This is a genomic window from Pseudoclavibacter sp. 8L, from assembly GCF_902506465.1.
Lineage (GTDB): Bacteria > Actinomycetota > Actinomycetes > Actinomycetales > Microbacteriaceae > Pseudoclavibacter.
On record NZ_LR733185.1, the window covers coordinates 1,407,506 to 1,420,672 of the forward strand.

9 protein-coding genes are annotated in these 13,167 nt (G+C 69.3%); 4 read left to right on the plus strand and 5 right to left on the minus strand.

What is annotated here, in order from left to right:
- The first annotated feature begins 40 nt into the window (after window positions 1–40).
- The 3 genes from GV007_RS06635 to GV007_RS06645 are packed head-to-tail and all read left to right on the plus strand — an operon-like array spanning window position 41 to window position 5,846.
- The gene (locus tag GV007_RS06635; protein WP_160071491.1) at window positions 41–637 is read left to right on the plus strand and encodes a TetR/AcrR family transcriptional regulator; all 597 of its coding nucleotides are present in this window, start codon (window positions 41–43) and stop codon (window positions 635–637) included.
- A 29-nt stretch (window positions 638–666) separates the two neighbouring features.
- Window positions 667–3,627, plus strand: coding sequence for an MMPL family transporter (locus GV007_RS06640; protein WP_160071492.1), 2,961 nt, complete (start codon window positions 667–669; stop codon window positions 3,625–3,627).
- Entirely contained in the window at window positions 3,624–5,846 is a 2,223-nt protein-coding gene (locus GV007_RS06645; RefSeq protein WP_160071493.1) for a YhgE/Pip domain-containing protein, read from the plus strand. Before GV007_RS06640 ends, GV007_RS06645 begins: the two co-directional genes overlap by 4 nt.
- A 174-nt stretch (window positions 5,847–6,020) precedes the next feature.
- Here the strand turns inward: GV007_RS06645 and GV007_RS06650 are convergent, their stop codons facing one another.
- Genes GV007_RS06650 through GV007_RS06660 form a run of 3 tightly spaced genes read right to left on the minus strand, consistent with a single transcriptional unit; the run spans window position 6,021 to window position 9,300 of the window.
- Window positions 6,021–6,836: a sugar phosphate isomerase/epimerase family protein gene (locus GV007_RS06650; RefSeq protein ID WP_236558363.1), complete on the minus strand. Its 816-nt coding sequence runs from the start codon at window positions 6,834–6,836 to the stop codon at window positions 6,021–6,023.
- A 54-nt stretch (window positions 6,837–6,890) separates the two neighbouring features.
- Window positions 6,891–7,613: a response regulator gene (locus GV007_RS06655; RefSeq protein ID WP_160071494.1), complete on the minus strand. Its 723-nt coding sequence runs from the start codon at window positions 7,611–7,613 to the stop codon at window positions 6,891–6,893.
- Window positions 7,603–9,300, minus strand: a complete 1,698-nt coding sequence (locus GV007_RS06660) for an ATP-binding protein (RefSeq protein WP_160071495.1) — start codon at window positions 9,298–9,300, stop codon at window positions 7,603–7,605. The genes GV007_RS06655 and GV007_RS06660 overlap by 11 nt, the downstream gene beginning before the upstream one ends.
- Before the next feature lie 161 nt (window positions 9,301–9,461).
- Here GV007_RS06660 and GV007_RS06665 point away from each other — a divergent pair, with 161 nt between their 5' ends.
- Window positions 9,462–10,841 carry a cation:dicarboxylate symporter family transporter gene (locus GV007_RS06665; protein ID WP_160071496.1) on the plus strand — a complete coding sequence of 460 codons (1,380 nt, stop codon included), beginning with the start codon at window positions 9,462–9,464 and terminating at the stop codon, window positions 10,839–10,841.
- Between the two features lie 87 nt (window positions 10,842–10,928).
- On the opposite strand, the gene GV007_RS06670 is transcribed toward GV007_RS06665, so the two are convergent.
- Entirely contained in the window at window positions 10,929–11,894 is a 966-nt protein-coding gene (locus GV007_RS06670; RefSeq protein WP_160071497.1) for a magnesium transporter CorA family protein, read from the minus strand.
- A gap of 28 nt (window positions 11,895–11,922) precedes the next feature.
- Window positions 11,923–13,149 (minus strand): DUF418 domain-containing protein, encoded by a 1,227-nt coding sequence (locus tag GV007_RS06675; RefSeq protein WP_160071498.1) that lies wholly within the window; start codon window positions 13,147–13,149, stop codon window positions 11,923–11,925.
- Window positions 13,150–13,167: the final 18 nt, after the last annotated feature.

Below are 13,167 nucleotides of genomic sequence, written 5' to 3' on the forward strand. Positions count from 1 at the left end.
ATCGGTTGAAGTCTGACCGTTCGGTCAATAGACTCTGCGGGTGACCGAGATTCCCCCAGCCGAGAAGGCCCAGGCTGAAGCGCCCCACGCGGGGCAGCGCAAGCACCCGACCGACCTCCTCAAGCAAGCCGCACTCGTCGAGTTCGCCGCGCACGGCTACGAAGGGGCCTCACTGCAGGAGATCGCGAGCAAGGCCGGGTACACGAAGGCCAACCTCCTCTACCACTTCGGCTCGAAGCAGGGGCTCTTCGAGCAGGCGGTGCTCGAAGCCCTCGGCGCTTTCGAGGAGCTCGTCGACTCGCTGCAGCACCTCGACATCGGCACGGAGGACGAGCGCCTCGTCGGCCCCTTCGTCGACTTCCTGCTGCAGCACCGTCTCGCCGTGCACATGTTCGTGAACCACCGCAGCACCGGGGCCGGCGAGTTCATCGCCACCCGAGTCGACCCCATCATCGAGCGGCTCGTCGTCGCCCTCTCGGACGACGACCCGGACCGCGCGCTGCGCATCGCGATCGGCCTCGCGGGAGTCGCCTACTGCCTCGCCAACGAGAACATCCCAGGCGAGGCCAACAAGCCGGAGCCGACACGCGACGAGCTCGTCGCCGCGCTCACCTTCATCTCGGCCACGCGCCGGTAGTCGACCGACGACAGTCAGGCAAAGAACTCATGGCTCTGCTCCTCTTCCGAATCGCCCGCGGCTCCTACCGCCACCCGTGGCGTGTCCTGTCCGCCTGGATCCTGCTGCTCGCCGTGCTGCTCGGCGTGGGCGTCGCTGCCGGGGGTGCGCTGAAGGAGTCGTTCGCGATTCCCGGCACCCAGTCGCAGGCGGCGCTCGACCGACTCGGCGAGGTGTTTCCCGAGGCTGCAGGCGCGAGCGCGAGCATCGTCGTCGTCACACCAGCCGGAGACTCCGTCGAGGACGAGCCGTACCGGGGCGCCATCGACGATGCGGCAGACCGGCTCGGCGAGCTCGACGGGGTCAGCCAGGCAGTGTCGCCGTTCTCCGAGTTCGCGACCGACGCGATCTCCGACGATGCCGAAGCCGGCATCATCCGCGTGCAGTTCGACGGCACCAGCGAGGACATCAGTGAGGCGACGATCGACGACGTCACCGAGATCGGCACCTCGCTCGAGGGGTCCGGCCTGCAGGTCGGCTTCGACGGTCAGATCTTCCAGAACCTCGAGTACGGTCTCACCCCGACCGAAGTCATCGGCGTGGTGTTCGCGGCCATCGTGCTGTTCGTGGCCTTCGGGTCGGTGCTCGCCGCAGGTCTCCCGCTCGCATCCGCGATCGTCGGAGTCGGCGTGACGATGGGCGGGATCCTCTTCGCCGCGAAGTTCGTGGTCGTCTCGAGCGCCACCCCGCTGCTCGCCGTCATGATCGGCCTCGCCGTCGGCATCGACTACGCGCTCTTCGTCGTCTCCCGCCACCGCACGCAGCTTGCCACCGGCATGGACCCGGAGGAGTCCACGGCAACGGCCGTCGGCACCGCGGGCAACGCCGTCGTCTTCGCGGGCGTGACCGTCATGATCGCCCTGCTCGGCCTGGTGATCGTCGGCATCCCCTTCCTGAGCGTCATGGGCGTCGCCGCTGCCGCCGCGGTGTTCGCGGCGATGGCCGCAGTCATCACCCTCGTGCCAGCCCTCCTCGGATTCGCGGGCGAGCGGATGCGGCCCAAGGCTGGGTCGCGCGCCTTCCGCCGCGAGACCGGGGCGAACGCCAAGCCCACGATGGGCAGAAGGTGGGTGCGGCTCGTCATGCGGGCGCCCCTCGCCTTCGCGCTCGCGGTCGTCGCCATCCTCGGCACGCTCGCCATCCCCGCCCTCGACCTCAAGCTCGCGCTGCCCTCCGGAGCCTCCGAGCCGGAGGACAGCGTCGCGCACATCGGCTACGACCTCGTCTCCGAGCACTTCGGGCCGGGAGCCAACGGGCCGCTCATCGTGATGGTCGACATCACGCAGGGCGACAACGACACGCTGCTCGACGACCTGCAGCTCATCGCCGACCGCGTAGCGCAGGTCGACGGCATCGATACCGTCGGCGACCCGCTGCCGAACCTCACCGTCGACTCCGCGATCATCCAGGTCGTCCCCTCGACCGGACCGGACGACGACGAGACGCTGCGGGTCGTCGGCGAGATCCGCGACCTCGGCGACGAGCTCGAAGCCGAGACCGGCATGAAGACCTCGGTGACCGGTGCGACCGCCATCGCGCTCGACATCTCCGATCGCCTCAACCAGGCGCTCCTGCCGTTCGCTGCCGTCGTCGTCGGGCTCAGCTTCTTCCTGCTCATGATGGTGTTCCGGTCGATCCTCGTTCCCCTCAAGGCGGCGCTGAGCTTCCTGCTGAGCGTCTTCGCCGCCTTCGGGGTGGTCGTCGCGATCTTCCAGTGGGGGTGGTTCGCCGACGCCCTGCACGTCGTGCCAGGACCCATCATCAGCTTCATGCCCATCCTGCTCATGGCCATCATCTTCGGGCTGGCCATGGACTACGAGGTCTTCCTCGTCTCCGGGATGCGCGAGGCGTACGTTCGCGGCGGAAACGCCAAGGAGGCCGTCGAGACCGGCTTCGCGAACGGCGCGCGCGTCGTCACGGCTGCCGCGCTCATCATGTTCTTCGTGTTCGCCGCCTTCGTGCCAGAGGGAGCCGGCGTCATCAAAGCCATCGCCCTCGGCCTCGCGGCCGGGATCTTCTTCGACGCGTTCCTCGTGCGCATGACGCTCGTTCCCGCCATCATGGCGATGCTCGGCAAGCGGGCGTGGGCCCTGCCCGCCTGGCTCGAGCGCATCCTCCCCGACCTCGATGTGGAGGGCGAGCACCTTCGGCACTACCGCCAGAACGCGGAATGGATGCGGGACCAGCCAGATGGCATCGCCATGGAAGCGCTCATCGCCGGTTCCGACTCGGCGGCGACACGACCCGTGACGGGTGGCATCGAGCGCGGCGGCGTGCTGCTCGTCGAAGGGCAGCTCGCCGAACGGCGGCTGCTCGCCGCGACGCTCGCAGGCCGCATCGCCCCCGTGAGCGGGCACGCCCACGCCCACGGGCACCTCACTCCGGGAGACGAGAGCGCGCTCATGCAGCGAGTCGCCGTCGTCGACGCGTCGACGCTCGACGCCAGATCCGCGGAGCTCACCGTCGGGGCGCTCCTCGAGGAACGCCTCCGCCTCGGACGCGGCGCCGCCGGGGGAGCTGTGCCCTCGGCGCTCATCGAGCAGGGAGTGTCCGAGATCTCGGCCGCCACGGCGCGCCTGCGCGACGGCTCCCCGCGCGTCAGCGCCGAGACGAGCCTCGGCGAGCTGCGGCCAGCATCCAGAGGCGTCGCGCTCGCCCGCATCGCGCTCGCCGAAGGGCCGGAAGTGCTTGTCCTCGACCTCGGGCCCGGAGCCGAACCAGACGTCACGACGCGCCTGGCCGCCGCTGTGCTCGCCGAAGCGAGCTCGCTCGCCGCGCCGAACACGACGATCGTGCTCGGGCTCCCCAGCGGACTCGACCCCGCCGCCATTCTCGGAGAGGTCCGCCGCCCCGCCGGGCGCATCCGCCTCGATGCCCAGCCGAGCGCATCCACCGGCACCCCAGCATCCACCCAAGCAGCAACCAGCACGCACAAGGGAGCACTCGCATGAGCGCCGCCGTCCTCCACGCCGTCACGGCCGACCGCGGGGCCCTGCGCCAGAGGCGCCTGCGCAACCTGCTCGTCGCCATTCTCGTGCCGCTCGTCGTCGCGGGTGCCTACTTCGCCGGCCTCGCCGGCGCGGAGGCACGCACCTCGGCGATCCCCGCGATGATCGTCAACAACGACCAGCTGCAGACCCAGACGGCGCCAGACGGCACGGAGACGACCGTCATCGCCGGGCGCCTCGTCGTCAGCGCCCTCACCGATCCCGACACCGCGACGGGCTTCGACTGGCAGCTCGCCAACGCCGACACCGCCAAGGCCGCGCTGGAAGACGGCTCGGCGTACGTCGTGGTCACCATCCCGGAGGACTTCTCCGCGCGCATCACGGGCATCGCCGACGAGGGCGCGCAACCCGCAACGATCGACGTGACCACCGACGAGTCGCACGACTACCTCTCCCCGGCCATCGCCAACGGACTCGCAGACGCCCTCACCGCCGAGTTCGGCACGCAGGTGACGGAGATGGTCGCCGTGCAGCTCTTCGACGGCATCGGCCAGACGGCAACCTCGCTGCGCGACGCGGCAGACGGCGCCTCGCAGCTCGCCGACGGCGGCACGCAGCTCGGCTCCGGGCTCGCCCAGTTCGCCGACGGGCAGGACGAGCTCTCGGCCGGACTCGTCCAGAGCGCGGACGGTGCAGGCGAGCTCTCCACCGGCGTCACCACCTACGTGTCAGGAGTCGGCGAGCTCTCGAGCGGCATCACCCAGTACACGGCGGGCGTCGACCAGCTCTCAGCGGGCGTCACGCAGTACACCGGCGGCGCCGACCAGCTCGCGGCCGGCATCGGCCAGCTCGCCGTGCAGACGCCAGGGCTCCGTGAAGGCGGCCAGCAGCTGCAGGATGCCGGCACTCAGCTCGAGGGATACTCGACCGCCGTCACGCAAGGCACTGCGACCTATCAGGAGCAGATCAGGCCAGCGCTCGTCGCCCTGAACGACTCAACAGACGGTCTCGTCGCCTGGTGCGCCGCGCTCGCCGACCCGACCCTCAAATCCGAATGCGAGACGCAGCTGAAGGACCTCGTCGGCACGACCGGTGGCGTCGACGGACTCGTCGAGACCCTCGACAGTGCGACGGGCGAGCTCACCGCCGTGACCGAGGGCGCATCCGAGCTGCCCACCCTCGGCGCCGGCCTCGTCCAGCTCGCCGACGGCATCGACCAGCTCAACACCGGGGCCACGCAGCTCTCCGCCAGCTCCAGCAGCCTCACCACGGGAGCCTCCGACCTCGCGACGGCAGGCGACGAACTCGAAAGCGGCGCGTCCCAGCTCGTGACCGGCGGCACCCAGCTCGAGACGGGTGCCAGCGCACTCGCCACCGGGCTCGGGCAGCTCCGCGACGGACAGCAGCTGCTCGTCGACGGCGTCGCGCCCATCCAGGACGGCGTCGGAGAGCTCACCTCAGGGGCAAGCCAGCTCTCGACGGGCCTGAGCGACGGCGCCGCGCAGGCCGAGAACGCCGTCGGCGACCCCGACGCGCTCGCCGAAGTGGTTGCCAACCCCGTGCAGGCGAACCAGACCATGCAGCACGAAGTGAGCTTCGGCGAGATCCTCACCACCCTCATCCTGCCGCTCGCCCTCTGGCTCACGGCCCTGGCGACCACCCTCATGCGGCGCCTCGTGCCGACCGAGGCCTACGCCTCCATGGCCTCGAACGGGCGCATCCTGCTCGACGCGACCAGGCGCATGCTCCTGCCGCTCGGCGCGGTGCTCTTCGCCGTCATGGTCATCGCCCACGGCTTCGTGGGGGTTCCCGTCACGGCCGCGTTCGCGACGCTCGGACTTGGGGCGCTCTGCGCGCTCGCCCTCATCGGGGTGCACCTGCTCTTCACGACGCTCTGGGGCAGGCGTGCCGCAGCCGTGGCATCCATGGGCCTGCTGAGCATCCAGGTGCTCGCCATGCGCGGACTCGTGCCGCTCGAGCTGAAATCACCCTTCGTCGAGATGCTGTCGGGGCTGCTCCCCGGCACCCACCTCGCCGCTGGGCTGCAGCTCGCCTACTCGGGAGGCACCGCATCCGGAGTCGTCATGGCCGCTCTCGGCATGCTCATCATCGCTGCCGTCGCCTTCGGGGCCGCCAGCCTGGTCATCGGCCGCCGACGACGCTCGAAGCCGTCGCTTGTCGCTGGGCTCACGGCGGGCCGACGCGAGCCCGTCGCCGCGTAGCCCCGGCCCGGGATTTCGTCGACATCCCGGGTCCCACAGCCACCCCAGGCCCGTCCGTCTGTCTCGGGATGGAGAAGTCACTTCGTTGCGGGAAACTTCCCGCAACGAAGTGACATTGCCAGCCCGAGTCGGGAGCCAGGGGTGGACCTGCGAGGGGAGGACCGAGCCGGCGAGTCAGACGGAGTCGGTGACGGGGCGGCCGAGCTGCAGATGCTCGTGGGCGAACGCGACCGTCTCGCGCAGCATGCGCAGGCGGTCTGGCTCGTTCTTCGCCTTGCGCGTGTTCACCTCGGCGACCACGTGGCCAGCCCAGCCGATGGACGCGAGGTACTGGAGGGTCTCGGCCACAGGCTGCCCGCCCTCGCCGGGCGCGAGGTGCTCGTCGAAGAGCTTGTCGTTCGCCTCGGGCGCCTGCCCGTCGCAGAGGTGGATGTGCCGCAGCCGGTCGCCGGCCGCCTTCGCCATCTGCAGGGAGTCGCGGCCGGAGAGCGCGGCGTGCGAGAAGTCGAGTGTGATGGCGTCGCAGTCCATGTCTACGGGGTCGATGCCCGGCTTGTATGCCTGCAGCGCTCGGCCGGACACCTTCCACGGGAACATGTTCTCGACGGCGATCTCGGTGCCGGTGTCTTCGTTGATCTCGCGGACGATGCCGAGGAAGTTCTCCGCGTATCCCGACTGCCACCGGAACGGCGGGTGGACGACAACCGTGGAGGCGCCGATGTCGCGGGCGAGCTCGGCAGAGCGCTGGAGCTTCGTGCGCTGGTCGCGGCCCCACACGAACTGCGTGAAGAGCAGCACCGGCGCGTGCACGGCCAGCACCGGGAGCTGATACTTGTCGATGAGCCGCTTCAGCGCATCCACGCTTCGTGACGTCTGGTCGGTCGAGATCATGATCTCCATACCGTCGAAGCCCGCGTCGCGAGCTATCTGGAACGAGGTCTCGACAGACTTCGGGAACGTGCAGGAGGTGCTCATGCCGACGGTGATCATTTTCCGGAGATTACTCCTCCCGTCTGTCCGAAAGGTGACGGAGCCCGGCCCGGCTCAGGAGAGCCGGTACTCGAGTTCTGGTCGACCGGGCGTGCCGTACCTGGGGGTGCGTTCGGCGGCTGCCGTGTCGACGAGGTGCTCCAGGTAGCGGCGTGCCGTGACCCGGGAGAGGGCGAGTTGCTCGGAGAGCTCCTTGGCCGAGATGCCGCTGCCGGCGTCGAGCCCGCGGAGGGCCGCGATGACGCCCGTGAGGGTCTCGCTGGTCAGCCCCTTGGGGAGGCTCGACTGGGGTGAGGCGTGTCGGAGGGCTGCGAGGGTCTGGTCGACCTCGTCCTGGCTCGAGACGACGTGGTCGAAGAGGCCAGCACGGTATTCGCGGAGCGCCTCGAGCTTCTCCGCGAAGGTCTGGAAGGTGAAGGGCTTCAGCAGGTAGTGGGCGATGCCGAGCGACACCGCCTGCTTGACGGTCGCGGCCTCGCGGACGGCGGTGACCGCGATGATGTCGACGTCATGCCCCTCGGCCCGAAGCTTGCGGGCGACGTCGATGCCGGTCGCATCCGGCATGTTGATGTCGAGCAGGACCACGTCGATGCGAGCCGCCTCGCCGTGGCCCGACGCTCGGACGGCGAGGATCGCGGCGGACGCCGTGCCGACGACGCCGACCGTCGTGAAGCCGGCGAGCCGGTCGACGTAGGAGGCGTGCGCTCGCGCGGTCATGGGCTCGTCGTCGACGACGAGCACATGCAGGTCGCGCGGCGAGTGTTCGTCAGCGGTCATCCGATGCTCCTCCACTGCGTGAGGGGGTGCCTCGCGTGCCCGCTGGCGCGTGGATGCGCGGCACGCCGTGCCCGGTCTCGGTCACTGCGTCGTCTCCTCGGACGTCGGGCCGCCCGCGCAGTGGCAGGCAGACCGTGAACGCGGACCCGTCGACGTCGATGCTTCCCCCGGACCTGCGCACGGCCTGGCGGACGAGCGCGAGCCCGACGCCTCGGCCCTTGCCGGGTTTGCCCGAGACACCGAAGTCGAAGATGCGGCTGAGGAAGTCCGGGTCTGGTCCCTCTCCGCTGTCGCTCACCTCGATGAGCACCTCCCCGTCGAGCTCCTCGACGAGCACCCGCACGGCAGGGGAGGGCGTCGTCCGGGCCGCCTCGAGCGCGTTGTCGACGAGGTTGCCGACGATCGTGATGAGGTCGCGAGCGGAGGCGCTCGCGGGGACCCGCTCCGGCAGGTGCAGCTCGAAGCGCACGTCCATCTCGTCGGCCTGCGCTGACTTGCCGAGGAGCAGGGCGACGAGCACCGGGTCCTCGACGGCGCGCACGAGGCGGTCGGCCAGCTCCTGGCTGACTCCGAGGGTCGAGCTGGCGAGACGCATAGCCTCCTCAGGCTGCCCGAGCTCGATGAGGGCGATGATGGTGTGGAGTCGATTCGCGAACTCGTGCGCCTGCGAGCGGAGCGCCGCGGCGAGGGTCTGGGAGGTCTCGAGCTCGCCGCTCAGCTCCTCGATGCGGGAATGGTCGCGCAGCGTGACGACGGTGCCCGCGAATCGGGGAGCGTCGTGGCCGGGGCCGCGCGTCACGACCGCCTCGCAGTTCACGACGAGCACGTGGCGCTGCGTGACCACGATCTCGTCGACGACGGCCTCGCCGCGCAGCATGACCTCGCGGAGGATCTCGGGAGCGTCCAGGTCGCGCACCGGGACCGGCGCGGCTTGCTCGTCGAAGGGCGGCAGGCCGAGGTACTCGGCGGCCTTCACGTTCGTGAGCGCGATCCGGCCCTTCGTGTCGATGAGGACGAGGCCCTCGTCGATGGAGCGCAGCACCCCCTCGTAGTAGGCGAACATCCGCGCGAGGTCCTCCGGGCCGCGATTGTCGGTCACGCGGCGAAGGTAGCGGCTGAGCGCCCAGGCGCCAGCGCCGCCGATGAGCAGCGCGCCGAGCGCAGACCAGAGAATGAGCGCGATGCGGGATCCGGTCGCGACGTGCGCGTTCGACACGGTGACGCCCGCGGAGACGAGGGCGACGACCTCGCCGTCGTCCCAGATGGGGGCGACGGCCCGCACGGAGGGTCCGAGGGTGCCCGTGTAGGTCTCAGTGAAGGTGGAGCCGCCGAGCGCAGAGTCGATGTTGCCCTGGAACGGACGGCCGATCTCCTCCGGGTTGCGGTGCGTGATGCGCACCCCGTCCGTGTCCATGATCGTGATGAAGTCGACGCCGGTGGAGTCGGAGATGGAGATCGCGTACGGCTGCAGGCTGCTGCTCGGGGCGGCCGTCTCGAGCTGCTCCACGACGAACGGGTCGTGGGCGATGGTCTCGGCCACGGCGAGGCTGCGCAGCGCGGCGTCGTCTTCGGCTTCGCGTCTGGCATCCGCCCACACGATCGCCACGCCGATGCCGGTGAGCACGAGGATGGCGAGGAACTGCAGCACGAAGAGGCGCGTCGCGACGCTCCAGCTTGCGAATCGCATGGCGCTCCTCCTCACGGTCGTCGCATCTCCCGGCGCTGCACTGCACCGTCGGCGATGAGAACAGTATGAACGCAAGTCGCGGCGGCCATGTGGGGGAGCGGATGCTCGATCCATCGTTCCCGACGCAGCTCGCGTCGGATCTCAAAGGAGAGAAGACAGCAATGGCGCTCACATCTCAGGACCAGAAGGCTCCGCGCAAGCGCGGCATCGACAAGACGCACTGGCTCTACATCGCCGTCATCATCGCGGTGCTCGCTGGCATCACGGTCGGACTTGTCCTCCCGGAGTTCGGGAAGGCGCTCAAGCCCGTCGGGGAGGCGTTCGTCGCCCTCATCAAGATGATGATCGCCCCGATCATCTTCTGCACGATCGTGCTCGGCGTCGGCTCCATCGCGAAGGCCGCGACGGTCGGCAAGGTGGGTGGGCTCGCGCTCCTCTACTTCATCACGATGTCGACCTTCGCCCTCGGCATCGGCATGGTCGTCGGCAACTTCATCCACCCGGGTGAGGGCCTCAACATCGCCAGCGCGTCCTACGAGGCGGATGCGGCGAAGAGCGAGGGAACGGCCGACTTCCTCCTCGGCATCATCCCGACGTCGCTGTTCTCATCGCTGACGGACGGCAGCATCCTGCAGGTGCTGTTCGTGGCGCTGCTGCTCGGCTTCGGCCTGCAGAAGATGGGCACGAAGGCGGCACCCATCATCGACGCGATCGCGCAGATCCAGGCACTCGTCTTCCGCGTGCTCGGCATGATCATGTGGGTCGCTCCGGTCGGCGCGTTCGGCGCCATCGCCGCGGTCGTGGGGGCGACGGGTATCGACGCGGTCATCGCGCTCGGCACGCTCATGATCGCCTTCTACATCACGTGCGCGCTGTTCATCGTCGTGGTGCTCGGCTCGCTGCTGTGGCTCGTGGCCCGCGTCAACATCTTCAAGCTCATGAAGTTCCTCGGCCGCGAGTACCTCCTCATCGTGTCGACGTCGTCGAGCGAGGTCGCGCTGCCCCGCCTCATCGCGAAGATGGAGCATGTGGGCGTCTCGAAGTCGGTTGCCGGCATCACGATCCCGACCGGCTACTCCTTCAACCTGGACGGCACGGCCATCTACCTGACGATGGCGTCGCTGTTCATCGCCAGCGCGATGGGCACGCCGCTCTCGATCGGCGAGCAGGTGTCGCTGCTGGTCTTCATGATGATCGCCTCGAAGGGTGCCGCCGGTGTGACCGGTGCTGGCCTCGCTACGCTCGCCGGTGGTCTGCAGGCTCATCGCCCCGACCTGGTGGATGGAGTCGGCGTGATCGTCGGCATCGACCGCTTCATGTCTGAGGCGCGTGCCCTCACGAACTTCACTGGCAACGCCGTCGCGACGGTGCTCGTCGGAACGTGGACGAAGGAGATCGACAAGCAGCGCGTCGACCTCGTGCTCAGCGGAGGCGCCCCCTTCGACGAGGCGACCATGAACGAGGACGTGCACGGCTCGACCGACCACGCGCGTGACGCGAAGAGCGCGCAGGTCATCGAGCAGGAGCGCGCGACCGCGTAGGCCGCTCGGCGCGGTCGGCCTTCGCACGCAGACCAGTGGGGTGTGCATCCGTTTCGCGAGAACCGGATGCGCACCCCACAGGTCTGCCTACAGCCAGTCGCGCCTCTTGAACACGATGTAGAGCACGACCGAGGAGCCGATGACGAGGGTGATGGACGCGATGAGGCCCTCGACCTGGTCGTGGCCGGGGAAGTCGACGTTCATGCCGAAGAAGCCCGTGATGGCCGTCGGGACGGCGATGATCGCCGCCCAGCCCGTGACCTTCTTCATGATCTCGTTCATCTTGTTGCCCTGCAGGGCGATGCTCGTCTCGATGGCCGTCGAGATGTGGTCGGCGAGCGTCTCCGACCAGTCGGCGGCAAGGCCAGCGTGGTCTCCGACGTCGGCGAAGTAGGGGTGCAGCTCCGGCGCCACCTTCTCCTCTCCCTGGTGGATGAGCAGGGTGATCACCTCCTTGAGGGGGAGTGTCGCGTGACGCAGCTTCGAGACGCTGCGGCGCAGGGTGAACGCGCGCCGCTGCACCTCGCTGGTGTCGGGCCGTTCGCTGAAGAGGCCGTCACTGAGCGCCTCGATGACCTCGTCGAGCCGCTCGACCGAGTCGGTGTGGCTGTCGACCACGATGTCGAGCAGTGCCCACACGAGCCACGGGACCCCGTAGGTGGAGAGCTCCTCGTTGTCGTCGAGCCGCTTCGCGACCGCGTCGATGGGGAAGCGCTCCTCGTGCACGGTGACGAGGATGCCGGGCAGGATGAATGCCGTCAGTCGCGAGATCTCGACGGTGCCCTCCTCGTCGCACTCCGACGCCGAGAGCGTCAGCAGGAGGTGCGAATCGAATCGGGCGAGCCGAGGCCGCTCGAGGTGGGACCGCGCATCCTCGACCGCGAGCTGGTGCAGGTCGAGGAGCGTCGCCAGCTCGTCGAGGGCACCCTCTTCGTCGAGCGTCAGGTCGACCCAGACGGTGCAGTTCGCGGATGCTCGGTGCTCGGCGAGGGCCGTCAGCGAATGCTCACCCTCGACTCGCTTTCCTTCGCGGTAGAGCCTCTTCGTCTGCATGCGGCTCATCGTACGACCGCGGCTGGCGTCAGCTGTGCGGGTGCTGTGCGGCGCTCGCGGGAGGCTTGCCGTAGCTGAGTCTGCGGATGGCCCACTCGGCCGGTCCCGGCTTGCCAGCCCGCTCGAGCAGGACGGCGCCGAGGAGCGTCACGAGCCACGCGCCGGTCCCGATGAGGAACGCGCCACCGGTGCCGACCGTGCCTCCCAGGCCCAGCGACCAGGCGGGCATGAGCAGCAGGAAGATGACGGACTGCGCCAGGTAGCCGGACATGGAGCGGCGCCCGAGAGCGGTCAGTGCCCCGACGATGGGGCCGGGCGCTGTCCCTGCCTGCTGGCTGCGGGCGACGATGAGCGCGAAGAGCGCCGCATAGCCGGCCCCGGCCAGGATGCCGGTGGCCGAGTGCAGCGACCCGGCCAGGAACCAGACCGGGCCAGGCTCGAAGCCGAACGCAAGCCCCAGGGCGAACGGGATCCCGCCGATGACGGCCGCCGCGACGCCGGCCATCGCGATGAGACGCACGGTGCGAGCGTGCTCCCACGGGCGCTCGAGCAGCTGGTGCCTCGCCATGATGAGGCCGAGCATCATGGGTGGGAGGACCCCGAGCACCGTGAGCGGCGCGAACGCCAGGAACGGCAGGAACTCGCCCACCCGCGCGGCCTGCGCATCCAGGAATGTCTCGCTCAGGACCGACGGCATCTGGACGATCGCCCCCGTCTCCATCTCGCTGAGCCCGGACGCGGCAGCGCCGTCGCCGCTGCCGAACGCGATGGCAAGCGGGGCCGTGATGCCGAAGACGAGCCAGAGCACCCAGCTCGGTGAGCGCATCAGCAGAATGAGGACGAAGCCTGCGAGGGCGTACGTGTGCATGATGTCGCCCATGAAGAGGAGGAGCCCGTGGAGGGCGCCGAACACGAACAGCCACGTGTTGCGCTTCGCGAGGAGTCCGCGCACCACGGGCCACGGCGTGCCCCTGCGCTCCTCGCGGGTCACGAGCTGATGTATGCCGTACGCGAACAGCAGAGAGAAGAGGGGGAAGCTGCGGTTGTCGATGAAGAGCGCACCGAGGACATCGGCGATGCGGTCGCCGACGCCAGGGTCCAGCGGGCGGAACAGAATGCCCTGTTCCCTGCCGTACAGGTACACGGTGAGGTTCGCGATCGCGATGAAGAGGAGGGCGAAACCTCGAGCCGCATCCGGCGCGAGAGCCCGCGCCTGAGTCGCCGTGGGCTGGAGTCCTGGCGCTGAGAGCTGCATGGTCACACGCTATCGAGA